The sequence below is a fragment of the Kribbella sp. genome, assembly GCF_035655035.1.
GTDB lineage: Bacteria > Actinomycetota > Actinomycetes > Propionibacteriales > Kribbellaceae > Kribbella.
The window spans coordinates 1-25939 of record NZ_DASRVN010000280.1 but is presented as its reverse complement, the minus strand read 5'-3'; the positions used below and the strand labels follow the sequence as shown (position 1 = coordinate 25939).

Sequence of the window (25939 nt, the reverse complement as noted above, 5' to 3'; positions counted from 1 at the left end):
GAGGACGTCTACAAGATCTACGCCGAATCCTTCAAGGGCGCCGATCACCTGAAGCAGGTGCAGGCCGAGGCCAAGGCGCTGGTGGACGGGGTCATTTCCTAGGAAATTACTGGTTCCCCGGCAACAAGAAAGCGCCGGATGGCTGGTGAACTGCTCCCCGGAAGTTGGACTGAGAAATTCAGTTCCGACTTCTGGGGAGTGTTTTGTATGGATCGACGTAGCTCGCTGAGCGAGGCGCAGCGGGTGCTGGCGGTAGGTTTGTTCGAGCGGGGGCTGGGTCCGGGGGCTGCTGCGCGGCAGCTGATGGTGGCGCGTGACCCGGTGAAGATGCTGTATCAGCGGTGGCGGATCTGGGGCAGAGGAGCGTTGTTGACCAGGCCGACGAAGCGGTCGTACTCGTTCGAGTTCAAGCTGGCTGTGGTGGAGCGGTTCCTGGCAGGAGAGCCGATCACAGCGCTGGCGGCCGAGTACGAGTTGTCCTCGCCGCAGCTGGTGAAGGCGTGGGTGCGGGTGTATCGGCGCGAGGGCGCTGACGGGTTGCGGGCGAAGCCGAAGGGCCGGCCGCGCAAAGCCCCGGACGGTCCGGACGTGGCGGCAGAACCGGAGTCCGAACTGGCGCGGCTGCGCCGGGAGAACGAGCGCCTGCGGGCGGAGAACGCCTACCTGGGAAAACTGCGGGCCTTGAGGCAACAGCAACGGCGGTGAAGGCTGCCGCTGTGATCGCTCTCAAGGCCGACCACCGTCTCGACGTTCTGCTGGCGGTCGCGGGTCTGCCCCGGTCGACGTTCTTCTACCACCAGAACCGGCTGGCTCAACCGGATCCGCGGGCCGAGTTGAAGACCGCGATCCGCGACGTCTTCGAGAACAACCACCGCCGGTACGGGCACCGGCGGGTGCACGCCGTACTGGCCGCGCAGGGCTGGCAGGTAGCTAAGAAGACCGTCCTGCAGCTCATGCGCCGGCTCGGACTCCACTGCCCAGTACGGCGCAAAAAGCGCTACAACTCCTACCGATCGTCACAGGGCGAAGCCGGCCGGACCGCCCCGAACCTGCTCAACCGGGACTTCACCGCGACCGCCCCGAACCAGAAGTGGGTCACCGACGTCACCGAGTTCAGGGTCGGGGACCGCAAGCTCTACCTGTCGCCGGTCTTGGACCTGTTCGACCACCAGATCATCGCCTACACGATCGGCAACTCACCGAACCTGGACCTGACCAACAACTCGTTGCGCGACGCCCTAGCCACCCTCCACCCTGGTCAGGCGCCGCTGGTGCACTCCGACCAAGGATTCCAGTACCAGCACCCCTCCTGGCAGCGGCTGCTCGCCGACGCCGGCGCGACCCAATCGATGTCCCGCAAAGCCAACTGCTACGACAACGCCGTCATCGAGAACTGGTTCGGGCACCTCAAAGAAGAACTCTTCAACCACACCCGATACACCTCCGTCGACGCCCTCACCGAAGCGCTGCACGACTACATCAGCTGGTACAACAACCACCGCATCTCCACACAACTCGAGGGCCTGAGCCCGGTGCACTACCGGACCCAGACCCTCGCAGCCTAGAAACCCTCTATAACCTCTTACTTAACCAGTCCAACTTTCCGGGACCAGTTCACCGGTCGAGGGGTTCTTCGTTTCACCAGTTGCCTAGAGCTTCACACCTAGCAAGGCATCACATGCCTGGGTGATCAGGGCGGGCGCTTCCTCGTCCTCGCCTTCGCTTTCGGACCAGGCGTCGACGGCTGCGAGGGCTGCGGCCGTGTCGAGGTCGTTGGTGAGGGCCGCGCGTACGGCGTCCACAACCGCTGCGCCGCTGGGGCCGGCGGGGCGGTTGACGGCCGTGCGCCAGCGGCTCAGGCGGGCCTCCGCGGTGGTGAGGTCCGCATCCGTCCAGAACCAGTCGGTCCGGTAGTGGTGAGTGAGCAGCGCGAGCCGGATCGCCATCGGGTCGACGCCCGCCTGGCGTTCCTTGGAGACCAGGACCAGGTTGCCCTTGGACTTGGACATCTTCTCGCCGTCCAGCCCGACCATCGCCTGGTGCACGTACGCCCGCGCGAACGGGTACTCCCCGGTCGCCACTTGCGCCCCGCTCGCCGACATCTCGTGGTGCGGGAAGATCAGGTCCGACCCACCACCCTGGACGTCGAACGTCATCCCGAGGTACTTCAGCGCGATCGCCGAACACTCCACGTGCCACCCGGGCCGCCCGCGTCCGAGCGCCGAGTCCCAAGCGGGCTCCCCCGGCCGCTCGTGCCGCCACAGCAGGCTGTCCAGCGGGTCCTGCTTGCCCTCCCGCTCCGGATCCCCGCCGCGTTCCGCGAACAGCTCGGTCATCGTCGGACGGTCGTACCCCGACACCCCGCCGAACGCCGGATCCGTCTTCACCGCGAAGTACAGGTCACCGTCCACGGAGTACACCGCCCCGGCCCGCCGCAGGTCCTCGACCGCGTTCGCGACCAGGTCGATCGACTCCACGACGCCGATGTAGTGCTGCGGCGGGATCACCCGCAGCGCGGTCATGTCGTCGCGGAACAGCTGGATCTCCTGCGCCGCGAGGTCGGTCCACTCGACGCCGGTCGCGGTCGCCCGCTCCAGCAGCGGGTCGTCCACGTCGGTGATGTTCTGCGTGTACACGACGTCGTACCCGGAGTCCCGCCACATCCGGTTGATCAGGTCGAACGTGACGTACGTCGCCGCATGCCCCATGTGGGTCGCGTCGTACGGCGTGATGCCGCACACGTACATGCGTGCGCTGCCGTTGTCACCGGGCGGCACCTCGACCAGCCCGCCGGAGGCGGTGTCGTAGAGGCGTAGCCGCCGGGCCGGCCCGGGTACGACCGGGATGTCTGGTTGAGTCCACGCCTGCATGTGTCGGAGCTTATGCCAGTCCGATTTTCAATGACGCGACACGGTTCCATTCCGTGGTCCGGACCCGGCCGTGCACCCCGCGGGCGGATACCCTCACCGGCGATGACTGCCGACTTCAGTGCCGAATTCCGGGCGTACGGCGGCTGGATCGCCGCCGCCGCGATCCAGCAGCAGGACCTGTTCAACGACGTCGTCGGGCCGGACGCCTTGCAGGCCGACCTGAACGCACGGACGCTGAGCAGCGACCGCGGCGTACTGAGCGGCATCACGCTGCTCGGCAGCTTCTCCGAGCTCGACCGGACCTGGCTGTGGGGCTGGGCGAACCCGGGCTTCGGCCCGGACGCGCCGGCGGTTGCGCCGACGAGCACGATCCGGGAGTTCGGCGAACGGCACGCGATCGCCGAGTTCACCACCGAGACCCTGGAGCTGGGCGGGTTCGAGCAGCCGGAGCAGGCCGCGATCATGCTCGCGATCACCGCCGGTACGGTGCTCGGCGGGCGTGGCGTCTGGTCGACGGCGATCAACGACGGCCGCGGGCACGTGTACCTGCACGTCGCGGACGAGCAGGTCCCGCAGGCGGGCTTCGACGCGATCGCCACACCACGGCTGCTGATGACCGCGGTCAGCGTATTCCCGGGCGACCACCGGCAGGTCGTCCGCGGGTACTTCCAGCACTTCGGCATCACGCCCGACGAAGGCCCGAACGTGATCCACGGTACGGCGCCGAACGGCAGCACGGTCACCGTCGACCTCGACGCCCACGGCCGGATCGGCAACGTCTCCGTCCAGCCCTAGAACCCAGCCCTAGAACGCCGGCCAGGGAATCGCCGGCCACTCGTCGCTCGGATACGGGAACGTCCCGGTCTTCAGCAAGGTCGCGCAGCGTTCCCGGGTCGCGGTCAGCTCGACCGTCGTGATCAGCTCGCACAACTGCTGCCCGAGCGCACCGGCCAGCTCCCCCGACAGCCGCCGTACGTCGTCCAGCAGCTCCTCAGGAATCGGGTCGCCGGCCCAGCCCCACAACACCGTACGAAGCTTGTCGTCGGCGTTGAACGTCACACCATGGTCCACGCCGTACACGCGCCCGTCGCCCGGGTTCAGCACGTGGCCGCCCTTGCGGTCCGCATTGTTGACCACGGCATCGAAAACGGCCATCCGGCGCAACGCCTCGTTGTCCGCGTGCACCAGCGTCACCGGGTTGTGCCGGCCGTCGAGCGCGTCCAGTACGCCGACCCACCCGTCCGGCACGCGACCCTGCGGGACGATGTCGACCAGCTCGGTCTCCCCCGCCGCCGGCTCGGCCTCGTCGATCCACAGCTGCACCATGCCGACACCGAGCGGCCCGTCCCGCAGCAGCGTCGGCGGTACGACGTGCCAGCCGAGCGCCTCGGACACGACGTACGCCGCGAACTCCCGCTGCGCGAGCGTGCCGTCCGGGAAGTCCCACAGCGGACGCTCGCCCTCGACCGGCTTGTAGACCACGGTCGCGGTGGCGCCGGACAGACTCACCGAGCCCTGGTAGGTACCGTTCGAGGCCGCGACCAGGCGGCCGTGCAACGAGAGTTCCCCGAGGGCGAGCAGCTCCGGGTCGATCGTCATTCCGGCGTCATTCCGGCAGATGCCTGCGGTAGCCGTTGGCCCGTGGGCAGATGTGGCCGTCCGCGTCGATCGGCCGGCCGCAGAACGGGCAGCTCGGGCGGCCGGACGCGACCAGCGCGACCGCGCGCCGGGCGAACGCCCGGGCCTGCTCCTCGGTGATCCGGACCACGAACACCTCGGCGTCCTCGGAGTCCATCGCCGCGGCGACCGGGTCGGGCTCCTCCTCGAGCTCGGCCGGGTCGACGGCGACCACCGCGAACACCTCGATCACCACCCGCTCGGCGTCGGCCTCCCAGGCCAGCGTCATGGTGCCGGCCCGGAACTCCTCCTCGATCGGCTGCTCCAGCGGTGCGTTGTCGTCCGCCCCGGTCTGCGGCACCGGGTCCCGGTCGAAGCGCCGCGCGACCTCGTCCAGCATCACGTCGAGCCGCTCCGCGAGCGCCATCACCTGTTCCTTCTCGCAGGCGACCGAGGTCAGCCGGTGCCCGGCCCGGGCCTGCAGGAAGAACGTCCTCGCACCGGGTTCCCCCACGGTGCCGGCGACGAACCGCTCAGGGTCGTCGTACGAATGCACAACTCGCGCCATGGGTCCGACCCTATTACCGTCCGCCGACAACCGCGTCCGAGGACCGCTTCTTCGGCTTCGCTTTCGCTGACGGCTTAGGGATCAGCGAGGCCAGCTCGCTGCCGGAGTCGTTCAGCCGGACCAGGAACGGGCGGGTCGCGGTGTAGGTGATGATCGTCGTCGACGCGGTGTCCACCACGATCCGCTGGAACGTGTCCAGGTGCTGACCGAGCGCGTCCGCGACGATCGCCTTGATCACGTCGCCGTGCGAGACCGCGACCCAGATCGCGTGGTCGCCGTGGGTTTTCGCCAGCTCCGCGTCGTGCGCCCGGACCGCGTCGACGGCTCGTTGCTGCATCCCCCGCATCGACTCGCCGCCCGGGAACGTGACGGCCGACGGGTGCTGCTGGACCACGGCCCACAACGGATCCTTGGCGAGCGCGGAGATCTGCTGCCCGGTCCAGTCGCCGTACCCGCACTCGGTCAGCCGCCGATCCGTTGCCGGACGCAACTCTTGGTGGTACTTCGCGATCGCGGCCGCGGTCTGCTTGCAGCGCTCCAGCGGCGAGGTGACGATCGCGGCCAGCGGCAGCTCGGCGAGCCGCTGGGCCACCGCGGCGGCCTGCTGTACGCCGGTGTCGTCGAGTTTCACGCCGGGCGTGCGGCCGGCCAACGTACCGGAAGTGTTCGCGGAGCTACGGCCGTGGCGGACCAGAATCACCGTGGGCATGCACTGCACGTTAGCGGGTCGCACCAAGCGGTGAGGCATGATGGTCGGGTGATCGTGGACTGCGGGGTGTATGCCGCCGGGGAGCGTCAGCAGCTGCCCAAGGACCCCGAGACCGTTGCCCAGGCCCTCGACGACGACCGCGAGAGCTTCGGCTGGATCGGCCTGCACGACCCTTCGGACGCGGAGATGCAGCGCGTGCAGGGCCTGTTCGGGCTGCACGACCTGGCCGTCGAGGACGCGCTCCAGATCCACCAGCGCCCGAAGGTGGAGCGCTTCGGCGACACGATCCTCGTCGTACTGCGGACCCTCTGGTACGTCGACGAGGGCGACGCGGTCGAGACCGGGCAGGTGACCGCGTTCATCGGCTCGCGGTACGTCGTGACCGTCCGGCACGGCGAAGGCGGCGAGCTCGCCACCACCCGGCACGAACTGGAGGCCCGCGCCTCGATGCTCGGGCACGGACCGGCGGCCGTGCTGTGGGCGATCTGCGACGCGATCGTGGACGACTACGAGACCGTCGCGGAGCAGGTCGAGATCGACGTCGACGAGGTCGAAGGCTCGGTCTTCTCCCCCGAGCGGACCAGCGACGCGGAGCGGATCTACCGGCTGAAGCGCGAGGTGCTGGAGATGCGCCGCGCGATCGACCCGCTGCGCGAGCCGATGGAGCAGTTCGCGCACGGCGTCGCCGGGCTCGGCCCGAAGGCGAGCCCGTTCTTCCGCGACGTGGCCGACCACCTGAGCCGGGTCTCCGACCAGGCCGAGGCGATCGACACCCTGCTCACCTCCGCGCTGAACGCGCACCTCGCGCGCGTCTCGGTCCAGCAGAACGACGACATGCGGAAGATCTCCGCCTGGGTCGCGATCGCCGCCGTACCGACCATGCTGGCCGGCATCTACGGGATGAACTTCGACAACATGCCCGAGCTCGGCTGGCACTTCGGGTACTACGCGATCCTGCTGGTGATGGCCGTCGTCTGCATCACCATGTACCGCTTCTTCCGGAAGGTCGGCTGGCTCTGACAGCGACTACGTCGGGCTGATCGTGCTGGTCGAGAGCAGCATCAGCAGGATCACGCCGAGCAGCACGCGATAGAACGCGAACAGCTCGATCGAGTGCTTGGCCACGAACCGCAGCAGCCAGGCGATCGACGCGTACGCGACCACGAAGCTGACCACCGTACCGACCAGCAGGGACACCGCCCCGACGCCGCCGCCCAGGGCGTCCTTGAGCTCGTAGACGCCGGCTCCGACCAGCGCCGGGATCCCCAGCAGGAACGAGATCCGGGTCGCCGCGACCCGGTCAAGGCCGCGGAACAGGCCGGCCGAGATCGTCGCACCGGAGCGGGACACACCGGGGATCAGCGCCAGGCACTGGACCAGGCCCATCGTCAGCGCATCCAGGAACGTCATCCGGGTCAGCGGTCGCGCCTTGCTGCTCAGCCGCTCGGCCGCGACCATCACGACCGACCAGGCGATCAGCGCGCCGGCCACCCACCACAGGCTCCGCAACGGACCGGAGATCAGGTCCTTGGCCAGGAAGCCGATGATCCCGATCGGCAACGAGCCGACGATCACGTACCAGCCCATCCGGTAGTCGAACTCGGTGCGCCGCTCGGGCTTGGCCAGCCCGCCCGCCCAGGCGCCGATGATCCGGACGATGTCCTTCCAGAAGTACAGCACGACCGCGACGATCGCGCCGACCTGGATCACCGCGGTGAACCCGGTGATCGACGGGTCGTCGATCTTCAGCCCGAGCATCTTCGACACGATCGTCAGGTGCCCGGTGCTGGAGACCGGGAGGAATTCGGTCAGGCCCTCGACGATGCCGAGGATGATGGAGTCCCAGATCGTCATCAGTGACCGACCCCGGACAGCTCCAGCGCCTCGGCGGCGGTGCGCAGGTCGGCGATCCGCTGCTCGACGGTCGAGGCGAACGGCGTCAGCGCGACCGTGGTCGCACCCGCCTCGGCGTACGCGGTGAGCTTCTCGGCCATCCGCTCCTTGCCGCCGAGCAGCGAGATCCCGTCCAGGAACCCGAACGGTACGGCGGCCATCGCCTCCCGGTGCTGCTTGCCCAGGTACAGGTCCTGGATCTGCTTCGCCTCGTCGGCGTACCCCATCCGGACGGCGAGGTCGTTGTAGAAGTTCTTCTCCCGGCTGCCCATGCCGCCGATGTAGAGGGCGGCATACCCGCGGACCGGGTCGGCCGCGGCGTGGATGTCGGCTCCGGTCATCAGTGGCGTGGTGACCACGACGTCGAAGCCGTCGAGGTCCTTCTGACGGGCTTGCTGGCCCCTCGTGATGTGCGTCAACTGCTCTCCAAGGAAGCCGGGGTCGTTGAGGATCCCGAGCCAGCCGTCGGCGATCTCGCCGGCCAGCTCGAGGTTCTTCGGGCCGACCGCCGCCAGGTACACCGGCACGTGGTCGCGAATCGGCCGCACGGTCAGTTTGAGCGCCTTACCCGGTCCGTCGGGCAGCGGCAGCGTGAAGTACTTGCCCTGGTACGCGACGGTTTCCCGGCGCAGGGCGGCGTTCACGATGTCAACGTACTCACGGGTCCTGAGGAGCGGCTGAGAGAATCGGACCCCGTGCCAGCCCTCCGAGACCTGCGGTCCGGACACGCCAAGACCGAGCCGGAAGCGGCCGTTCGAGAGCCGGTCCAGGGTGGCGGCGGTCATCGCGGTCATGGCCGGCGTCCGGGCCGGGATCTGGAAGACCGCGGCGCCGACGTCGATGGTCGTGGTCTGGGCGGCGATCCAGCTGAGCAGCGTGGCGGCGTCCGAGCCGTACGCCTCCGCCGCCCAGGTGACCGCGAAACCGAGTGCCTCGGCCTCCTTCACCAGCCTCAAATGATCCAGATGGTCGTCGCCGCCGAAGACGAAGCCGATGTTGAGTCCGAGTCGCATGACTGGCGAGCCTAGCGAGAGGTTGTCGGTGGCCCGCAATAGGCTCCGGGTATGCAACAGCGCTATCTCGGTCACAGTGGACTCGCGGTGAGCAGGCTCGGCCTGGGCACGATGTCGTGGGGCCGGGACACCGACGAGCACGAGGCGCGTGAGCAGCTGGCCGCGTTCGTGTCCGCGGGCGGGACGCTGATCGACACCGCGGCGGCGTACGGCGACGGTGACAGCGAGCAACTGATCGGGTCGCTGCTCGGTGACGTCGTTGACCGCGACGACGTGGTGATCGCGACCAAGGCCGGGTTCAGTGTCCGGCGCGGCGAGCGGATCACCGACACCTCGCGCGGCGCGCTGCTCCGCGACCTGGAAGGCTCATTGCGGCGGCTGAACACCGACTACCTCGACCTCTGGCAGCTGCACACCTGGTCCGACGACGTGCCGCTGGAGGAGACGCTCTCGGCCCTCGACCACGCGGTCAACTCCGGCAAGGTGCGGTATGTCGGCGTCTCGAACTACGCCGGCTGGAAGTCCGCCCGGGCGGTGACCTGGCAGCAGGCCTGGCCGGGCCGCGCGGTCCCGGTCGCGAACCAGGTGGAGTACTCGCTGCTCGCCCGGGACGCCGAGGCCGACGCGATCCGGGCGGCCGCCGGGCTCGGGATCGGCATCCTCGCCTGGTCCCCGCTGGGCCGCGGCGTGCTCACCGGGAAGTACCGGACCGGCATCCCGGCGGACTCGCGGGCGGCGTCTCAGCATCTGTCCAGATTCGTCGACCCCTACCTGGACGCCCGGGCATCGGGCATCGTGGAGGCGGTCGCGCGCGCCGCTGACGGGCTCGGCTGGACCCCGCTGGAGGTCGGACTCACCTGGGTGCGGGACCGGCCCGGCGTGTCGGCGGCGATCGTCGGGGCCCGGACTGCGCTGCAATTGAAGTCGGTGCTAGGTGTTGAGGAGCTCACATTGCCGCCCGCCATCGTCGCGGCACTGGAGGACGTTTCCTGAAGTCGGCAGGTGGAGGTGTGGATGGCCGAGTACGAACTGCAGCAGTTCGAGGTGTCCAGGACGGAGTCCCGCGGTGCGGTGCGCAAGCTGCTCACCGAGCACGCGGAGTACGGCGGCTGGGAGCTGGCCAGGCTGCGTCGCTATCCGGACGGTTCCCGGCGGGTGTGGCTGCGGCGCCGGATCATCCGGGTGATGCGGACCCTCTGAGCAGGACGCTCACCAGTTCCCGTCGGCTCCCCACGCCGACCTTGTCGAACGACGCCCGTACATGCTCCTGCACGGTGTGTGGCGAAAGACACAGCTGCTCGACGATCTGCCGGGTCGAGTAACCGCGCAGCACCAGTCCGGTGACGCGTTGCTGGGCCGGGGTCAGCCCGTGCAGGTCGAGCAGCAGCGAGCCCAGCTGGGCCGGTGTCACCGGCTCGATCACCACGACGGCCTGCCCGTCACCGAGCCTCGACGCCTGGAGCTCCAGCCACTCGCCGGCCCGCGTCCTGACCTTCATCCGGGCCGTCGCCCGGTCCAGCCGCATCCGAGCCGCCACCGCCCGCACCGCCACGGGCAGCTCCCCCGCCGCGTCGAGCTCGGCGAGCCAGTACTCCGCCTCGGCACTCATCGAACGCGTCTGCAGCATCCCGTCGAGCACCACGACCCCAGGGCCGATGCGCGACGTTCCGGACTCAGCTCCCGCGGCGGTCCCCGGCCCGTTCCATCGGAGGCCCAGGCGGAGTCCCTCGCCCAGGTGCGGCGCGAGGCGTCGTACCAGCTGGACCTCGTGCTCCGCGAAGCCGGCGTCGGCGTCCTCCCGGTGCAGGCAGAGGACGCCCCAGCAGCGGCCGTTCGACATCAGGGCGGCGCGAAGTTCGTCGCCCAGCCCGAGCGGCCGCATCACCTCGAGGTACCGCGGGCTGGTCCGCCGGTCGCCCCGCGTCGCCTGCCCCAGCGACCGCACCGGGTCCGGGCCAGCGGCGAGGACGGCGAACTTGTTCACGTCGTCCCGGCCGAACTCGTTCGCGATGAACTGCTCGGTGACCGCGCCCAGCGGCTCCTCCGCGACCGCCGAGGTGAACAGGACCGTCCCCGGATCGACCGTCGCGAAGAACGCCGCGTCGACCGTCAGCAGACCCCGCAGCCGCCCGAGCACCTCGGACCGCAGCTGATCGGCGTCCAGCCCCGCGTAACAGCGCTGGATCAGGACCTCCAGGCGATCCGCCCCGCCCATGGTCAGGATGCTACGCCGAGTTGCCGGAGCAGGCCGAGGTCGTCCAGGCGTCCCCAGCGCTCGACGATCAGGCCGTCGCGGACGCGGAAGATGTTGATCCCCGGCAGGCTGACCGTCTTCCCGTCCGGCGGTACGCCCATCACCTCGCCGCGCTGCGTCCCGCCGGCCGTGAACCGTTCGACGACCAGGTCGCCTTCGGCGATCAGAGCGTGCTGCTCGGCGTGCCAGTCCGGGAACGCCGCCCGGAACATCCGGCCGGCCGCCCGCATGCCTTCCCGGTCGGTCGAGACGCCGAACGGCGGGTCGTGGTTGATGAAGTCCTCGGCCAGGTAGGTGTCCACGGCACCGAGGTCCCCTTTGGTGAACAGTCCGTCGATGAAGTCCGTGACGACGGCTTTGTTGCTCTCTGGTGTGCTCATGCCTCGATGGTCGGCGCGACCGGATCCGGCGGGTACCCCGATTAGTTGGGGTTCTGCCGGCGAAATATCTCTGCGGCAGAGGTATTCTGCGGGTATGACGGACGCGCTCACCGAAGACCTGCTCGCCGCGATCGGGCTGGTCCGCCGGCATCTCCGGAGGTCCGTCGGGCGGCCGTTCCCGGAGTCGTCGCTGACCGACTCCCAGGCCGAGCTGGTGCGGACGGTACGGCGCAATCCGGGCATCTCGGTCGCCGAAGCCGCCGGCGAGCTCGGGCTGGTCGCGAACACGGTGTCGACGCTGGTCGGCCAGCTGACCGAGCGCGGCCTGCTGCAACGGACCCCCGACGAGACCGATCGCCGCGTCGCCCGGTTGACGCTGACCGACCCGGCCCGCGAACAGGTCGAGGCCTGGCGCGACCGCCGTACGGCATTGGTCACGCGAGCCCTCGACGACCTCAGCCCCGCGGACCGTGACGCGCTGCAGGCCGCGCTGCCGGTGCTCGCCGTACTGGCCGACCGTCTACATCCCGAAGAGCAGAAGGAGCGCGTATGAGTGCGGAACCTGCCGTCGACGTCGCCGGGTTGAGCCATCGCTTCGGGGACCACGTCGCGGTCGACGACCTCGACCTGACCGTCTCTCCCGGCGAGTGTTTCGGGCTGCTCGGGCCGAACGGGGCGGGCAAGACGACGACGTTGCGCGTGCTGAACACGCTGTACCCGCCGCAGACCGGCAGCGTCCGGATCTTCGGGCACGACGTGCACACCGAGGCGATGACGGTACGGCGGATGCTCGGTTACGTGCCGCAGCAACTGTCGATCGAGGGCGCGCTGTCGGGCCGCGAGAACGTGTCGTGGTTCGCGCGGCTGTTCGACGTACCGCGGCGGGAGCGGGCCGCGCGGGTGGCCGAAGTACTGGAGATCGTCGACCTGACCGACGCCGCCGACCGGCTCGCGGCGACGTACTCCGGTGGCATGGTCCGCCGGCTCGAGCTCGCGCAGGCCCTCGTCAACCGGCCGGCGCTGCTGGTGCTGGACGAGCCGACGGTCGGGCTCGACCCGGTCGCGCGGGACTCGGTGTGGGCGCGGGTGCAGGAGATGCAGGAGCGGTACGGGATGACCGTGCTGCTGACCACGCACTACATGGAAGAGGCCGACCTCCTCTGCGACCGGGTGGCCCTGATGCATCTCGGGCGGCTGCGCGCCGTGGGTACGCCGGCCGAGCTGAAGGCCGAGCTCGGGCCGGACGCGAGCCTCGAGGACGTGTTCCGGCACCACACCGGCGAGAGCCTGGAATCTCAGGCGAAGGGAGGCCTGCGCGATGTCCGTGGTACCCGCCGCACCGCCCAGCGTATGGGCTGAGTCGCGTCCGCTCCGGCTGCTGTCGCGGATCGGCACGTTCTGCCTGGTCGAGCTGCAGAAGCTGCGGCACGACCGGACCGAGCTGGTCACCCGGGCGATCCAGCCGGTGCTCTGGCTGGTGATCTTCGGCCAGACGTTCAGCCGGATCCGCGCGATCCCGACCGGCAACGTCCCGTACCTCGACTACCTGGCGCCCGGGATCATCGCCCAGTCGGCGCTGTTCGTGTCGATCTTCTACGGCATCCAGATCATCTGGGAACGCGACGCCGGCATCCTCACGAAGCTCCTGGTGACGCCGTCCCCGCGGTCCGCCCTGGTCGCGGGCAAGGCGTTCGCGGCCGGCGTCCGGACGATCTCCCAGGCCGTCGTCGTACTGATCGTCGCCGCGCTGCTCGGCGTCAGCCTCACGTGGAATCCGCTGAAGCTCCTCGCGGTGCTGGTGGTCGTCGTACTCGGCGCCGCGTTCTTCTCCTGCCTGTCGATGACGATCGCCGGCCTGGTACTGCGCCGCGATCGCCTGATGGGTATCGGCCAGGCGATCACGATGCCGCTGTTCTTCGCCTCGAACGCGTTGTACCCCGTCTCGCTGATGCCGGGCTGGCTGCGCGCGGTCTCCCACGTCAACCCGTTGACGTACGAGGTGAGTGCGTTGCGGGGGTTGCTGATCGGCCAGCCGACGACGTACTGGCTCGACTTCACCGTGCTGATCGTCGCAGCGATCGCCGGCATCTGCGCCGCGTCGGCCCTCCTGGGACGGCTCGCTCGGTAGCTCGGCTCAGGAGTACGAGTACGGCGGCGGCGACCGTCACCAGGCCTGCGCCGATCAGGGACGTTGCGGGCCCGACCGCGCCGAGGATGGGACCGCCGACGAGCAGTCCCGCCGCGCTGCCCGCGTTGACGACGACGGCCTGCCCGGCGAGTAGTGCCCGGCGTTCGGCTCCCTCCGACGAGCGCGTGATGAGTACCGAGATCGCGGCGATCCCGATCACCACGCCGACGCCGGACAAGGCGCCCATCAGAGCAACGACCGGCGGTGTCGACCACAACCCCATCCCGATCCAGCACAGCCCCGACCAGCCCCACGCGACGACAGCCGTCAGCACCGGGTCGGTACGCCGTACCACCGCCAGCGACACCGCGGTCCCGGCCAGCGAGCCCACGCCGTACCCGGTCATGCCGGCGGCCAGGTACACGCCCGGCCGGCCCCGCTCCTCCCCCAGCACCGACAGACCGAGCGTGAACGCGAACCAGGTGACGCAGCCGGTGCCGCGCACGATCCACCCGTAGAGCACGTCGGGCCGTCCGCGCAGGCTTTCGCGGATCGACGGCGTCCCGGTCTCCGTCGTCACGACGCGCGACGGCTGGACCGTGCATGCCAGGAGGCCCGCGCCCAGCACCGCGACCGCCTCGACCCACAGCAGTTCGTTCGTGAACCCGGCAGCGACCGCGAACGCCCCCACCGATGGGCCGACCAGCATCCCGACCCGCCTGAGGCCGTCCTGCCAGGTCAGCAGCATCACCGCCCGGCCGTCGCCCCACCTGTCGCCGGTGTCGGCCAGCAGGGCCGAGCGACCCGGGTTGCCCAGGGCATCGCCGCAGCCGAGCAGGAGCCCACTGACGACCAGGAGTTGAGCGGACATGATGCCGAGCCCGGCCGCCGTCGGCACCGAGGCGAGCGCGATTGCGGACACCAGAGCGATCACCGCCAGCCGTGGCCCGGAGTCGACCCACTGCCGCGCCTTGCGTGCCCACCACGGCGACAGCAACACCGGTACGCCGGCCGCTCCGCCCACCAGTCCGGTCGCCGCGACCGAACCCGTTTCGCGCAGGATCACCAAGGGCAGCGCGACCTGTGCGAGCCGCAGGGCGAAGTCCGCCGTACCACCTCCCGCCAGCAGTGCCAGCGCCTCGGTTCTTGCCCGCATGCCTTGAATTCTTGGTGTTCCGGGGCCGCGCAGGTAGATTCCGGACCTTGCATGCTTGCCATAGGCTGAGCCTATGGCCTCATTACCCTCGGTCGAGGACCTGCGACTGGTCCAGACCGTCGCCCGGACCGGCGCGGTCGGCACCGCGGCCCGCGAGCTGCGGATCTCGCAGCCGTCCGCGTCCCAGCGCCTGTCCCGCCTCGAACGGCTCTGCGGCACCAAGCTCTTCGAGCGCGACACCCGCGGCGCCCGCCCGACCGCGGCCGGAGCCGAGCTCAGCCGCCGCGCCGACCACATCCTCGGCCACCTCGAGGAGGTGTACGCCGCCACCCGCGCGGCCGCCGCGGGTCAGCGGCTGGTGATCGGTACGTTCAGCAGCATCGCTCCGATCCTGTTCCCGGTCCTGGACGCCGAGCTCCCCGACATCGAGATCCAGCAGCAGGTCGACCACGGCCACTTCCTGGTCGAACGCGTCGCCGAGGGCACCATGGACGCCGCGTTCATCGCGATCGCCGAGCAGATGGCGCTCCCGCACGGGACGGTCGCCCGCCGGGTCGGCCGCGACGAACTCGTGCTGTTCGTCCCGCCCGGCGCCCGCCCACCCGGTCGCGGTCGGCAGCCGCTGAAGGACCGCCCGATGGTGTTCTCGACGTACGACCGCGGTAGCGAGGACATCCACGACCGCCTCGCCGCCCTCGGCGCCCAGCCTCGCCGCGGCGTCACGCTCAGCACCACCGTCGCGATGGCCCGCCGCCGCTCCCACCTCGCCCTGGTCCCCCGCACTGCCCTGGCGACCGAGCTCCGCCCCGGCGAGCACCTGATGCCGGCCCCGTTCCGCTACCGCCTCACCCTCTCCGTCGTCACGGCCCCCACCCCGCCGAAGGCGCTCGTCGCCCACCTCCCCCAGCTCCGCGCCACGTTGAACTTGTCGTGAACAGGGGCTCATTGCGGCATCTGGTACGGCAGACTCGGAGGCATGAACCTGGGGCGGTTGGCGCGCGGGCGGCGGGTGTTGGCGGGGTTCTGGGGTGCGACGGTCGTGCACGTCGCGGCCGTTGCCTTTGACGTCAGGATCCTCAAGCAGGCCAGCAAGGTGACGCTGATGCCGCTGCTGTGGCAATGGTCACGCACGCAGGACGCGCCACCGTTGCTGCAGGCCGCTCTGCTGGCGTCGGCGGCCGGTGACCTGCTGCTCGAGACAGACCTGCAGCTCGCGGGGATGGCGGCGTTCGCGGCGGCGCATGCGTGTTACCTCGCCGTGTTCCTCGCGGATCCGGCGCAGCGGTCGTGGCGGGTGCTCGCGGCGTACGCGGCGCTCTGGGCAGCGCTGATCGCCGTACTCTCCCCCGGCCTCGGCAACCAGCGGGTCCCGGTCGCCGTCTACGCCTTGTTGCTGACGGCAACCGCGGTCGCGTCGCGCTGGCACAATCCGCGCAGCGGCGCCGGCGGCACGTTGTTCCTGGTTTCGGACGCGCTGATCGCGCTCCGGATGGCCGGGCGCGACTTCCGCGGGCGGGACGCGCTGGTCATGTCGGCGTACGCCGTCGGGCAGTACCTGCTGGTCTCGGGCGTGACCAAAACTGGTCATCCCCGTTGACCGCACCGCGCCCGGCACTGTGGGGTGAAGACCATGGCGACCGTCGACGACGTACGACGACAGTTCCGGAACCCGCCGCCCGAGGCGCGGCCGATGATGCGGTGGTGGTGGTTCGGGCCGTCCATTGATCGGGACGAGATCGACCGCGAGCTGAACGCGATGGCCGCGGCCGGGCTCGGTGGAGCGGAGGTCGCGTTCGTGTACCCGATGGCGCCGGTGACCGCGCCGTTCGGGTCGCCCGAGTTCCTGGAACTCGTCGGGCACGCGTCGCGGACGGCGCAGTCGCTCGGGCTGCGGTTCGACGTGACGCTCGGCAGCGGCTGGTCGTACGGCGGCCCGCACGTCGGCACGACCTACGCCGCCCGGCAGTTGCACTGGGACCGGCGCGAGATCGGCGCCGCCGCGTACGACGTACCGATCGTGGCGGCGTGGCCGGGTGACGAGTTCGTCGCCGCGTACGTCGGTGACGGATCGGCCGGCGCGCCGGCGTCGTACGCCGAGGTGCCGGTGCGGGACGGGATCATCCAGGTCCCGGCCGGCGGGCAGCCGCGGGAGGTGCTGATCGCGACGTCGCGCGTCACCGGACAGAACGTGAAGCGCGCGGCCGTGGGGGCGGAGGGGCATACGCTCGACCACTACTCGGCGGCTGCGGCTGCGGAGCACATCCGGGTCGTCGCGGAGCCGTTGCTGAAGGCGGCGACGCCGGTCGGGTCCGTGTTCTGCGACAGCCTCGAGGTGTACGGCGGGGACTGGACGCCGGGTATCTTCGCGGAGTTCCTCGAGCGGCGCGGGTACGACCTGCGGCCGAGACTGTACGAGTTGCTGGTCGACACGGACGGGTCGCGGCAGCTGCGGATCGACTTCAGGCGGACGTTGTCGGAGCTGTACGAGGACAACTTCCTCAAGGTGTTCCAGCGCTGGGCGGCCGGGCACGGCGTACCGTTCCGGATCCAGAGCTACGGCGAGCCGCCGGCGACGATGAGCAGCTACCGGTTCGCGGACATCTTCGAAGGCGAGGGATGGGCGTGGCGGGGCATCCCCGAGACCCGGTGGGCTTCGTCGGCGGCGAACATCTACGGCCAGTCGGTGGTGTCGGCGGAGGTGTGGACGTGGGTGCACTCGCCGGCGTTCCGGGCGACGCCGCTCGACCTGCAGGGTGAGGCGCACGAGCACTTCCTGTCCGGCGTCAACCACCTGATCGGGCACGGCTGGCCGTACTCGCCGTCCGACGGGCCGGGCCTCGGCTGGATCTTCTACGCCGCCGGCGCGCTCGACGACCGCAACCCTTGGTGGCCTACGGCAACGGCTTTGTTCGGCTCGTTGCAGCGGTTGTCGTGGGTGCTGCGGCAGGGTACGCCGGTCCGGCCGGTGAAGATCTACATCCCGGCGTCGGACGCGTACGTCGCCGGTGGTCCCGAACCCCTCAACCTGTACCGAGTGGCCCGCCGCCTGATCCCCGACGCCGTCCCCCGCACGATCCGCGACGCGGGCCTCGACTTCGACCTGATCGACGACGATGCGATCACGGTGGTGGACCCGGCCGACGTCCCGGTGATCGTCGTGCCGTCGGGAACGACGCTGCCGCCTGAGACCCGGGAGTGGCTGGACGCGGTCACCGCGGCCGGCGGCACGGTCGTCACCGATGTCTCTACCCTCGCGGAGAACCTCCCGCCCGCACCCCTGACTCCGGTGCCCGATGTAGGCGTAGTACACCGCCGCCTCGCCGACTCCGACCTCTACTTCGTCGCGAACACCGCCGCCTCGCCCCGGACGCTGACCTTCGCCGCCCCGATGGAGCGCTGGAACCCGCTCACCGCGGAGACCGAGGTCACCCACACCACAACCCTCCACGCCTACGAATCCGCGATCCTCGTCCCCGGAACGGATGCGACTGTCGCTCCCCCCAGCGAACTCGTCGGTGCAGTCGAAGGTAACTGGTCGGTTGCCTTCGGCAATGACATTCGCCCCGTCCAACTCCCCCACCGCTGGGAGGACGACCCGGCGCGTACGACGTACTCGGGTTCGGCCACCTATCAGACCCAGGTCGACCTGCCGGACACAACCGATCGCCTGCTCCTCGACCTGGGCCCGGGCACCCCGGTCGCACCGGACAGCGAGCCGTACGTCCCCGGCAACTCCTACCGCGCGCTCATCACCCCACCGGTAGGCGTGGCCGCCGACGTCTACCTGAACGACGTCCACTGCGGCGCGCTCTGGGCCCCGCCGTACCAGGTCGACCTCACCGCAGCCGCCCGCCCAGGCACGAACGACCTCCGCATCGTCGTCCACAACACGGCAGCCAACGCCCTGTCCGCCGACCAGGACCTGCTCGACGCGGCGGCCGATTCCACCGCCCGCTACGGCCGGCGGTTCGACCTGCAGCACGTCGAGCACGCCACGGACTACCTGAACTCCGGGCTGCTCGCCGTACCGCGAATCCTCCGTCAGGCCTGAGACCGCCAGCCCCTCAGGCCTGAGACAGGAACCGATCCAGCACGCGTGATCCGAACTCCAGCGAGGACGTCGGCACCCGCTCGTCGATCCCGTGGAACATGCCCATGAAGTCCAGGTCCGGCGGCAGCTGCAACGGTACGAACCCGAAGCACCGCACACCCAGCCGGCTCCACGACTTCGCGTCCGTACCGCCGGACATCAGCAGCGGCGCGAACCGGGCCTGCGAGTCCTCGGCCTGCACGCACGCCTTCATCGCGTCCACCAGCCCGCCGCTGAACTCGGTCTCCAGCGCGATGTCGGTGACCACCGTCTCGCGCTGCACCTTGTCGCCGAGCAACTCGTCGATGGTCGCGTAGAACTCGTCCTCGTACCCGGGCAGGAACCGCCCGTCGATGTGCGCCTCGGCGTCACCCGGGATCACGTTCACCTTGTAGCCGGCGTTCAGCATCGTCGGGTTCGCGGTGTTCCGGATGGTCGCGCCGAACATCCGGCTGAAGCTGCCGAGCTTGGCCAGCGTGGTCGTCATGTCGTCCGGGTCGAGCTCGGTGCCGAGCAGGTCCTCGAGCGTCTTCAGGAACTCGCGGACCGTCGGCGTGACCCGCAGCGGCCACTCGTGCGACCCGATCCGGGTGACCGCCTCGACCAGGTTGGTGACCGCGTTGTCCGGGTTCACCATCGAGCCGTGACCCGCCGTACCGCGGGCCTTCAGGCGCATCCAGTTCATGCCCTTCTCGGCTGTCTCGATCAGGTACAGCCGCAGGTCGTCCTTGACCGTCACCGAGAACCCGCCGACCTCGCCGATCCCCTCGGTGCAGTCGGCGATGGCCTCCGGGTGGTTGTCGATCAGCCACTGCGCGCCGTACACGCCGCCGGCCTCCTCGTCGGCGGTGAACACCAGCCGCACCGGCCGCCGCGGCTTCACCCCGGCCCGCTGCCGCGCTCGTACGACCGAGAGCACCATCGCGTCGAAGTCCTTCATGTCGACCGCGCCGCGGCCCCACACGCACCCGTCGAAGATCTCCCCCGCGAACGGGTCCACCTTCCAGTCCTTCGGATCCGCGGGTACGACGTCCAGGTGCCCGTGCACGAGCAACGGGTCCGCACTCTGGTCCTCACCGTCCCAGTGGGCGACCAGCGTCGCGCGGCCCGGCTCCGACTCGTAGATCGCCGACTCGATCCCGACCTCGTCCAGCTTCGCCGCGACGTACTCCGCGGCCACCCGTTCGCCGTTGCTCCTGCCGTTGCCGTAGTTCGTGGTGTCGATGCGGATCAGCTCACTGCAGAGCTCCACCACCTCGGCGTCGGCGGCGTACGACGTACTGTCGGTCGAGGTCGTCATGGGCCCATCCTAAGCGCGGCGATCTCCCCCGCTCTCAGCTGATCGGCCCGCGTGCGCCTGGTGGGCGCTACCGTCGATCCACAGCGGTGATCCCAGGTCGTCCGGCCCGGAGACCGCACGACCACTCGGGAGATCCTGTGCCGTCGAAACCCGTGAACAAGGCTCCGCGTCACCCGGCCGTACTGGCGGTCGAGGCGCAGCGTGCGGCGAACCTCCAGTTGCGGATCGCCGACGCGATCACGGCATTCGCCGGTTCGATGCGATTCGTCTACGTCCACGTCGCGCTGTTCGCGGTCTGGATGCTGTTCATCGAGTCGAACCCGTGGCCGACCCTGACCCTGGTCGTCTCGCTCGAGGCGATCTTCCTCTCGACCTTCGTGATGATCGGCCAGAACCGCCAGGCCGCCTTCCAGCAGGCCAAGGCCGACCACGACTTCGCCGAGTCGGAACTGGAGCTGAAGACGAACACGGAACTGACCCGCGAGATCCACGCCCTCACCACCGAACTGCACCGCCGCCTGGTGGAACAGGGCAACGCGTGACGCTCAGAGCACCTTGAGGCCGTACATCTCGCCGAGCGGATCGGCGATCAGCTCGATCCGGGCGCCGTCCGGGTCCTGGAAGTAGATCGACGTACCGCTCTCCTCCTGGAACTCCACACCGTGCTCGACCAGCCGCCCCCTCAGCTCGTCCCAGCGCGCCGGCTCCACCGAGATCGCCAGGTGGTGCAGCCCGCCGAGGACTTCGGCGTACGGCCCGAGGTCGAGACCGGGGAAGTCGAAGAACGCGAGCAGGTTCCCGTTCCCGATGTCGAAGAAGAAGTGCGTGGACCCCTCGTAGTCCCGGTTCCCGACCATCTCGGTCAACGGAAACCCGAGCACCTCCTGGTAGAACCGCACCGTCCGCTCGACGTCCGCACACAGTAACGCAGTGTGATGCAGCCCACGCGCGGAAGACCTCATCCCCGTCCCCAGGTACGCCGCCCGGAGCCGCTCACGCTCCGCCTCCACCGCCGGGAGATCGATCTCCGCCATCTCCACCCACCCTTCCCTCACCCCCATCAGACACCCCGGCCCGCCCGATGTGAATTCCACCCCTGGAGTTTGCTACTGTTCTCCGGTCGGCACCGCGTAAGCGGTCAGACCACTCGTCCGGGTGGCGGAATAGGCAGACGCGCTAGCTTGAGGTGCTAGTGCCCGTTTTAGGGCGTGGGGGTTCAAGTCCCCCCTCGGACACACACCAACCAGACGCGGGTAGGACTGATGAAACATCAGCCACCCGCGTTTCGTGGTTATAAGGCCCCTCCGCGGTGCTGCCAGCCATGACCTCACCTCTCCGATGCCGGTTCTGCTCAGGCGTGTGAGCTGATGGGCACGGGGGGCGCCGCTGTGGGCATGAATGATCCGCGTCAGTAGCGCAGGTCGGATTGTACGGCGTAGTGGTCCGACGGGTAGGCGCCGTCGACTGGCTGGGTGCCCAGCAGGGCCGCGCCAACGGGATGGCCGGCGCCGCCGCGGCGTGGGGCGGCCGAGAAGATGTAGTCGATCCGTCGGTTGGGCCACAACAGTTGGGTGGCCCACGGGTTCGCGTTGGACCACGTGTAGCCCGGTGCGTCCTCGCCCGCCACCTCCCAGGCGTCGTAGAACGACAGGCCGGGAACCGGCGCCGCGCTGCGACCCCTGATCAGGCGGAGCTCGTCGCTGTCGGGGTCGGCGTTGAAGTCGCCACACAGGACAAGCGGTATCTCCACGTCGTGCCCGTTGCCGACGTACGCGAGCACGTCCCGCACGGCGTCCTGCCTGGCCTGGCTCTCGTCGAGCCACCAGGCATCCATCGCGAGACCGTAGACCTGGATCGGCCTGCGCGGACCGGAGAGTTCGGCGTACTGGACGCGGGCGCCACCGAACGTACGGGTGGACTCGCGCCGGATCGGCCACCGGGACAACACTGCGACGCCCGACAACGCGGCCGGATCTTCCTGGGCGGTCACACCGCTCATCACGTGGTGCGGCAGGTCCAGCGCATCCGCCAAGCGGGCCGCCTGACTGTCATCGCCCTTCGCCCACGACTCGGTCAGTACGACGACGTCGGCATTCGCTGCACGCAACGTCGCGGAGATCGCCGCTTCACGCTTCTGCCACGGGCCGTAGAGTCCCCACACGTTCCAGGTGACGATCCGCATCGTCGTCTCGATCAACCGACCGTACGACTGTGGCGGCATGCTCAGCTCTGCCATCCGCCCATGATGCCAACAAGCATGGTCAATCCACCCCAGGTCGAACACGCCGGCGGCTTCTCGAGGTTGTGCATCGAAGCTCAACGTCCGAGGCCTGGTCCTCGAACGAGCTTGCCTAGGGCAATCAGGTTGACCCCTGAGCCACCGGCGGCGGCGCACCCACCAGACTGTGTACGCCCAGTTCGTCGAGCGCCCGCAGTACCGACGCAAGTTCGTCGTGGTCGACGTTGAAGGTGACGGTACCCGCGCCCGCCCGCAGATCGTGTACGCCGGGAATCGATCCCGAACGCCCTGCGTAGGAGTCCAGCGGCACGGTGATCGTCGTACCCGTCGGGCGCCGCAGGTCGTCGAGTGTGCCGGACCGCACCGCGCGGCCGGACCGGATGATCGTCACGCTGTCGCACAGCTTCTCGACTGCCGCCAGGCGCTGGCTCGACAACAGTACCGACCGACCGGCAGCCTTCGCCTCGGTGATGCACTCCTGCAGCACAGCCTCCATCAGCGGATCGAGACCTGACATCGGCTCGTCCAGCACCACCAGCTCGACGTCGGCTGCGAACGCGGCGACCAGCGCGACCTTCCGCCGATCTCCCGGGCTGTAGGCGCGGCCCTTCTTCCTCGGGTCCACTCCGAACCGCTCCAGAAGTTCGGCCTTGTGCGCCTCCGGAGCGCCACCGCGCAGCCGCGACAGCAGGTCGATCGCCTCGCCGCCGGTGAGGTTCGGCCCCAGGCTCACCTCGTCCGGCACGTAGGCGATCCGCTTGCGCAGTTCCACGGCATCGTGCCGCGGATGCAGACCGAGCACCTCGACGTACCCGGAATCGGCGGTCAGGAGGCCGAGCACGATCCGGAGCGTGGTGGACTTCCCGGCGCCGTTCGGACCGAGAAGGCCGGCCACCTGGCCGGTCTCGACCGTCAGATCGAGACCGTCGAGCGCCTTCACCGCGCCGAAGGTCTTGTGCAGTTGCTGGATTGTCAGGGCAGTCTTCGGGGCAGCAGCCATCGCTGAACCTCTTCAAGGATCCCGGGTTCGTCCCGGCGTGATGTCGTACTGGACGCAGCGCCCCCGGGGCGCGTGGCAGGCTTACGGCTTCGCGTCCCCGGCCGGCGGATCGCAGACGTACATCAGGTATTCGTCGAGCATCGTGCGGTCGACGAACAACCCCTCCGAGAACAGCTCCAGCGCCGGCAAGGCGATCTCGTCCCAGAGCTGCCGCAGTTCCTTGCGGAAATCGTCGATCTCGTGGAATTCCGGGTGCAACGAGACCCACAGCAACAGCGACCCCATCGCCTGCGTCGCCAGATACCGCGCCCGCGCCACCGGATCCCTGCTCGGTTTGAGCAGACCCTGCGCGACGCCTGCTTCGAGGTACTCGAGGGCGTCGGCGCACATCTGCTCCATGAACTCGATCGCGAGCTCCCCACCCGCCTGCAGGCTGCGCAACGCGTACAAGGCGATCGGAGCGTACTCCTCGACCTCCGCCAGCTGGGCGATCACGACCGCCGGACCGCCCGTCGTCGCCTTCAGCTTCTCCGACCGGATCACGCTCAGGACGTAGGCGTCGCAGGCCCGGCGAAGCCCTTCCTTCGAACCGAAGTAGTGCAGCACCAGCCCCGCGGTCACCCCTGCATCGGCCCCGACCGCGCGCAGCCCGACAGCGAAACCGTCCCGCCCGTACCGCAGGATCGCCGCATCCCGGATCCGCTCGGCCGCCGCCTGCCCGGCACCCTCGGCCAGGCCTGCGGAGACGTCGCTTGAACGCACGTTCAAAGCCTAAACGCACGTTCAACGCCCCGCAAGCACCCAGACGCATCCCCGCCCTGACGACGGTGGTCACGATCTGATCACCGCAGTAACGCCGCCACGACCGTAGCGATATAGCCAGTGTTGTTCAGGTGTGCCGGGAAGTCTGGTCGGCGATGTCCTGCCCTCTGCCCGCACACAGGAGAACCACATGCCGAAGTCCCGCACTGCCCTCGCCTGCGCAGCCGCCGCCCTGACACTCACGCTGACCGCATGCTCCGGCGGATCCGGCAACACCTCGTCCGGTACGGCGCCGAGCACACCGTCTCCGGCGCCCACTTCCACAACGCCGACGACTCCCGCCAGCACGACCCCCACGGCAGCACCGTCGCCATCGCTGGCCCTGCCGCCCCGATCCGCCGCCCAGCTCAGCAAAGCGCTCCTCGCACTAGCTGATCTGCCCTCCGGGTTCTCGATCGAAAAGGACGATACAGGCGACAACGCCGCCATCTCGGTAACGTCGAAAGACTCGCGCTGCGCCCGGCTGGTCGCCCTGACCAACGCTGACAATCCGCCCGGATCGAAGGCCTCGGCCGCCCAGTCGTACTCCGGCGGCGAGCAGGGCCCCTTCGTCGACGAAAGTCTCGACGCCATGGGATCCGCCGCCGCGGTCCGCGCCCTACAGCGCTCCTTCCAGCAGGCCATCGTCAACTGCCGGACGATGACCCTCAAGATCCCGGGTCAGGGCAGTTCTCCGATCAGCGTTCGCCAGGTATCGGCACCGCAGGCCGGCACCGACCCGGTCGCCGTACGGTTCACCGCGACCTCAGGGCCTCTGGAGGGGTTCGAGGTCACGATGGTGACCACTGGTATCGACGATGTCGTCCTGGCTGTCACGGTGGTTGCGGGCGTGCCGGACGACATCGACGGCGCCACCACCAGCGCCGTGACCAAGGCCCAAGCAACCCTCGGCACGCGGTCAGGCACCTGAGCCGAAGGGCTTGTGCATCACTGCATCCGCGCCTTGGTGTTCGCGGGGCGGGCCGCGTCGAACGGGTAGATCAAACGCATGACGGACGCCCCACCATGCGCGGTAGTTCGTGTAGGTTGCTCGTTGGTGTGCCGGGAAGCCTGGTCGGCGGCGGGGTGTGGTTTGTCGACCGAAGGGTGCTCTCGTGGTGCTTCAGATTCTGCCGGCGATCGCGGGCCTGGTCGTACTGACCTTCGCCGCCGACCATCTTGTACTCGGCGCGTCCCGGCTGGCGCAGCGGCTGCGGATCAGCCCGGTCGTGGTCGGCGTCGTCGTCATCGGTCTGGGTACGTCGGCGCCGGAGTTCCTCGTGTCCGGCGTCGCCGCCGCGCGCGGGGAAACCGGTCTGGCGGTCGGCAACATCGCTGGGTCCAACATCCTGAACCTGACTCTCGTCCTGGGCATCGCCGCGCTCGCCGGGCCGGTGGCGGTGACCTCACAGGTGATCCGTCGAGAGGTACCGCTGGCAGTCGGAGCTGTCACCCTCTTCGCCTTCCTGGCCTGGACGGGTCTCACCCCGGTGACCGGAGCGGTGCTCGCCGTCGCCGGTGTGTGTGCCCTGTTCGTCCTCCTGCGTTGGGCCGGCCAAGGGCGCAGCAGTGACGGCGTCGCCGCCGAGGCCACGGAGTTCGCCGAGTCGACCGCGGCCGTGGACGTACCGGTGCAGCCCGCACGGCTGCCCGCCTGGTTCGAACCGGTCCGCGCGCTCCTCGGCCTGGCGGGCGTGCTCGCCGGGGCGCAACTCGTCGTGTCCAACGCATCGGCGATCGCGACCGATCTCGGCGTACCGCAGGTCATCATCGGGTTCACGTTGGTGGCGCTCGGTACGTCGCTGCCGGAACTCGTCACGACCGTCCAGGCGCAGCGCCGCGGCGAGTCCGACCTCGTCGTCGGAAACCTGTTCGGTAGCAACCTGTTCAACAGCCTGGTAGGCGGGGCGGTCGTCGGCCT

Annotated in this window: 29 protein-coding genes and 1 tRNA gene; 16 read left to right on the top strand and 14 right to left on the bottom strand. The window is 69.4% G+C overall.

The features are described 5' to 3' along the window. The first annotated feature begins 207 nt into the window (after positions 1-207). Together VFF46_RS16275 and VFF46_RS16270 are read left to right on the top strand one after the other, a co-directional pair. Positions 208-705, top strand: a complete 498-nt coding sequence (locus VFF46_RS16275) for a helix-turn-helix domain-containing protein (RefSeq protein WP_325037961.1) — start codon at positions 208-210, stop codon at positions 703-705. An 11-nt stretch (positions 706-716) separates the two neighbouring features. Next, entirely contained in the window at positions 717-1565 is an 849-nt protein-coding gene (locus VFF46_RS16270; RefSeq protein ID WP_325037960.1) for an IS3 family transposase, read from the top strand. Positions 1566-1649: 84 nt separating this feature from the next. Here VFF46_RS16270 and mshC read toward each other — a convergent pair whose 3' ends face one another. Then, a complete protein-coding gene (gene mshC, locus VFF46_RS16265; RefSeq protein ID WP_325037959.1) occupies positions 1650-2870 on the bottom strand; it encodes a cysteine--1-D-myo-inosityl 2-amino-2-deoxy-alpha-D-glucopyranoside ligase in 1221 nt (406 codons plus the stop codon). A 102-nt stretch (positions 2871-2972) separates the two neighbouring features. Between mshC and VFF46_RS16260 the strand changes: the two genes are divergently transcribed. Then, positions 2973-3665 (top strand): DUF6882 domain-containing protein, encoded by a 693-nt coding sequence (locus tag VFF46_RS16260; RefSeq protein WP_325037958.1) that lies wholly within the window; start codon positions 2973-2975, stop codon positions 3663-3665. Between the two features lie 9 nt (positions 3666-3674). On the opposite strand, the gene VFF46_RS16255 is transcribed toward VFF46_RS16260, so the two are convergent. The 3 genes from VFF46_RS16255 to VFF46_RS16245 are packed head-to-tail and all read right to left on the bottom strand — an operon-like array spanning position 3675 to position 5764. Beyond that, entirely contained in the window at positions 3675-4469 is a 795-nt protein-coding gene (locus VFF46_RS16255) for an SCO1664 family protein (RefSeq protein WP_325037957.1), read from the bottom strand. A 7-nt stretch (positions 4470-4476) separates the two neighbouring features. Continuing rightward, positions 4477-5055 (bottom strand): DUF3090 domain-containing protein, encoded by a 579-nt coding sequence (locus VFF46_RS16250; protein WP_325037956.1) that lies wholly within the window; start codon positions 5053-5055, stop codon positions 4477-4479. Between the two features lie 13 nt (positions 5056-5068). After that, a complete protein-coding gene (locus VFF46_RS16245) occupies positions 5069-5764 on the bottom strand; it encodes a histidine phosphatase family protein (RefSeq protein ID WP_325037955.1) in 696 nt (231 codons plus the stop codon). Positions 5765-5812: 48 nt separating this feature from the next. Here VFF46_RS16245 and corA point away from each other — a divergent pair, with 48 nt between their 5' ends. Beyond that, positions 5813-6784: a magnesium/cobalt transporter CorA gene (gene corA, locus VFF46_RS16240; RefSeq protein ID WP_325037954.1), complete on the top strand. Its 972-nt coding sequence runs from the start codon at positions 5813-5815 to the stop codon at positions 6782-6784. A 6-nt stretch (positions 6785-6790) separates the two neighbouring features. On the opposite strand, the gene VFF46_RS16235 is transcribed toward corA, so the two are convergent. Both VFF46_RS16235 and VFF46_RS16230 read right to left on the bottom strand, forming a co-directional pair. Next, positions 6791-7618: an undecaprenyl-diphosphate phosphatase gene (locus tag VFF46_RS16235; protein ID WP_325037953.1), complete on the bottom strand. Its 828-nt coding sequence runs from the start codon at positions 7616-7618 to the stop codon at positions 6791-6793. Then, a complete protein-coding gene (locus tag VFF46_RS16230; protein ID WP_325037952.1) occupies positions 7618-8670 on the bottom strand; it encodes an LLM class F420-dependent oxidoreductase in 1053 nt (350 codons plus the stop codon). Before VFF46_RS16230 ends, VFF46_RS16235 begins: the two co-directional genes overlap by 1 nt. A gap of 51 nt (positions 8671-8721) precedes the next feature. Between VFF46_RS16230 and VFF46_RS16225 the strand changes: the two genes are divergently transcribed. Both VFF46_RS16225 and VFF46_RS16220 read left to right on the top strand, forming a co-directional pair. After that, complete coding sequence (locus VFF46_RS16225; protein WP_325037951.1) at positions 8722-9663, top strand: aldo/keto reductase; 942 nt, start codon at positions 8722-8724, stop codon at positions 9661-9663. Between the two features lie 21 nt (positions 9664-9684). Further along, a complete protein-coding gene (locus VFF46_RS16220) occupies positions 9685-9870 on the top strand; it encodes a DUF5703 family protein (RefSeq protein WP_130385444.1) in 186 nt (61 codons plus the stop codon). On the opposite strand, the gene VFF46_RS16215 is transcribed toward VFF46_RS16220, so the two are convergent. Further along, positions 9845-10885, bottom strand: a complete 1041-nt coding sequence (locus VFF46_RS16215) for a GAF domain-containing protein (RefSeq protein ID WP_325037950.1) — start codon at positions 10883-10885, stop codon at positions 9845-9847. The two genes, VFF46_RS16220 and VFF46_RS16215, sit on opposite strands and share 26 nt — an antisense overlap. A gap of 2 nt (positions 10886-10887) precedes the next feature. Then, a complete protein-coding gene (locus VFF46_RS16210) occupies positions 10888-11304 on the bottom strand; it encodes an ester cyclase (protein ID WP_325037949.1) in 417 nt (138 codons plus the stop codon). A gap of 94 nt (positions 11305-11398) precedes the next feature. Between VFF46_RS16210 and VFF46_RS16205 the strand changes: the two genes are divergently transcribed. Genes VFF46_RS16205 through VFF46_RS16195 form a run of 3 tightly spaced genes read left to right on the top strand, consistent with a single transcriptional unit; the run spans position 11399 to position 13432 of the window. Beyond that, complete coding sequence (locus VFF46_RS16205; protein WP_325037948.1) at positions 11399-11857, top strand: MarR family winged helix-turn-helix transcriptional regulator; 459 nt, start codon at positions 11399-11401, stop codon at positions 11855-11857. Next, positions 11854-12663, top strand: a complete 810-nt coding sequence (locus VFF46_RS16200; protein WP_325037947.1) for an ABC transporter ATP-binding protein — start codon at positions 11854-11856, stop codon at positions 12661-12663. The genes VFF46_RS16205 and VFF46_RS16200 overlap by 4 nt, the downstream gene beginning before the upstream one ends. Then, a complete protein-coding gene (locus VFF46_RS16195) occupies positions 12623-13432 on the top strand; it encodes an ABC transporter permease (RefSeq protein WP_325037946.1) in 810 nt (269 codons plus the stop codon). Before VFF46_RS16200 ends, VFF46_RS16195 begins: the two co-directional genes overlap by 41 nt. Here VFF46_RS16195 and VFF46_RS16190 read toward each other — a convergent pair. Further along, positions 13359-14588, bottom strand: coding sequence for an MFS transporter (locus VFF46_RS16190; RefSeq protein ID WP_325037945.1), 1230 nt, complete (start codon positions 14586-14588; stop codon positions 13359-13361). The genes VFF46_RS16195 and VFF46_RS16190 overlap by 74 nt on opposite strands. Positions 14589-14661: 73 nt before the next feature. On the opposite strand from VFF46_RS16190, the gene VFF46_RS16185 reads away from it, so the two are divergent. From VFF46_RS16185 to VFF46_RS16175, 3 genes are read left to right on the top strand one after another with little or no spacing between them, the layout of a single operon-like run. Beyond that, positions 14662-15522, top strand: coding sequence for a LysR family transcriptional regulator (locus tag VFF46_RS16185; RefSeq protein ID WP_325037944.1), 861 nt, complete (start codon positions 14662-14664; stop codon positions 15520-15522). A 42-nt stretch (positions 15523-15564) separates the two neighbouring features. Continuing rightward, positions 15565-16185, top strand: a complete 621-nt coding sequence (locus tag VFF46_RS16180; RefSeq protein ID WP_325037943.1) for a lysoplasmalogenase family protein — start codon at positions 15565-15567, stop codon at positions 16183-16185. A gap of 33 nt (positions 16186-16218) precedes the next feature. Further along, positions 16219-18639, top strand: coding sequence for a glycosyl hydrolase (locus VFF46_RS16175; RefSeq protein WP_325037942.1), 2421 nt, complete (start codon positions 16219-16221; stop codon positions 18637-18639). A 13-nt stretch (positions 18640-18652) separates the two neighbouring features. Here VFF46_RS16175 and VFF46_RS16170 read toward each other — a convergent pair whose 3' ends face one another. After that, complete coding sequence (locus VFF46_RS16170) at positions 18653-19978, bottom strand: M20/M25/M40 family metallo-hydrolase (RefSeq protein ID WP_325037941.1); 1326 nt, start codon at positions 19976-19978, stop codon at positions 18653-18655. Between the two features lie 137 nt (positions 19979-20115). Here VFF46_RS16170 and VFF46_RS16165 point away from each other — a divergent pair, with 137 nt between their 5' ends. Continuing rightward, positions 20116-20520, top strand: coding sequence for a DUF1003 domain-containing protein (locus VFF46_RS16165; protein ID WP_325037940.1), 405 nt, complete (start codon positions 20116-20118; stop codon positions 20518-20520). A 3-nt stretch (positions 20521-20523) separates the two neighbouring features. Here VFF46_RS16165 and VFF46_RS16160 read toward each other — a convergent pair whose 3' ends face one another. Next, positions 20524-21012, bottom strand: a complete 489-nt coding sequence (locus VFF46_RS16160) for a VOC family protein (RefSeq protein ID WP_325037939.1) — start codon at positions 21010-21012, stop codon at positions 20524-20526. A 115-nt stretch (positions 21013-21127) separates the two neighbouring features. Here VFF46_RS16160 and VFF46_RS16155 point away from each other — a divergent pair. Beyond that, positions 21128-21213, top strand: a tRNA-Leu gene (locus VFF46_RS16155). Between the two features lie 173 nt (positions 21214-21386). Here the strand turns inward: VFF46_RS16155 and VFF46_RS16150 are convergent. The 3 genes from VFF46_RS16150 to VFF46_RS16140 all read right to left on the bottom strand — a co-directional run bounded on the left by VFF46_RS16150 (position 21387) and on the right by VFF46_RS16140 (position 23979). Further along, positions 21387-22214 (bottom strand): endonuclease/exonuclease/phosphatase family protein, encoded by an 828-nt coding sequence (locus VFF46_RS16150; protein WP_325037938.1) that lies wholly within the window; start codon positions 22212-22214, stop codon positions 21387-21389. 124 nt (positions 22215-22338) lie between these two features. Continuing rightward, the gene (locus VFF46_RS16145; RefSeq protein ID WP_325037937.1) at positions 22339-23217 is read right to left on the bottom strand and encodes an ABC transporter ATP-binding protein; all 879 of its coding nucleotides are present in this window, start codon (positions 23215-23217) and stop codon (positions 22339-22341) included. An 81-nt stretch (positions 23218-23298) separates the two neighbouring features. Then, complete coding sequence (locus VFF46_RS16140) at positions 23299-23979, bottom strand: TetR/AcrR family transcriptional regulator (protein ID WP_325037936.1); 681 nt, start codon at positions 23977-23979, stop codon at positions 23299-23301. Between the two features lie 190 nt (positions 23980-24169). Here VFF46_RS16140 and VFF46_RS16135 point away from each other — a divergent pair, with 190 nt between their 5' ends. Continuing rightward, entirely contained in the window at positions 24170-24949 is a 780-nt protein-coding gene (locus VFF46_RS16135) for a hypothetical protein (RefSeq protein ID WP_325037935.1), read from the top strand. A 184-nt stretch (positions 24950-25133) separates the two neighbouring features. Beyond that, the coding region (locus VFF46_RS16130) for a sodium:calcium antiporter (RefSeq protein ID WP_325037934.1) at positions 25134-25939 on the top strand (806 nt) is incomplete at its 3' end.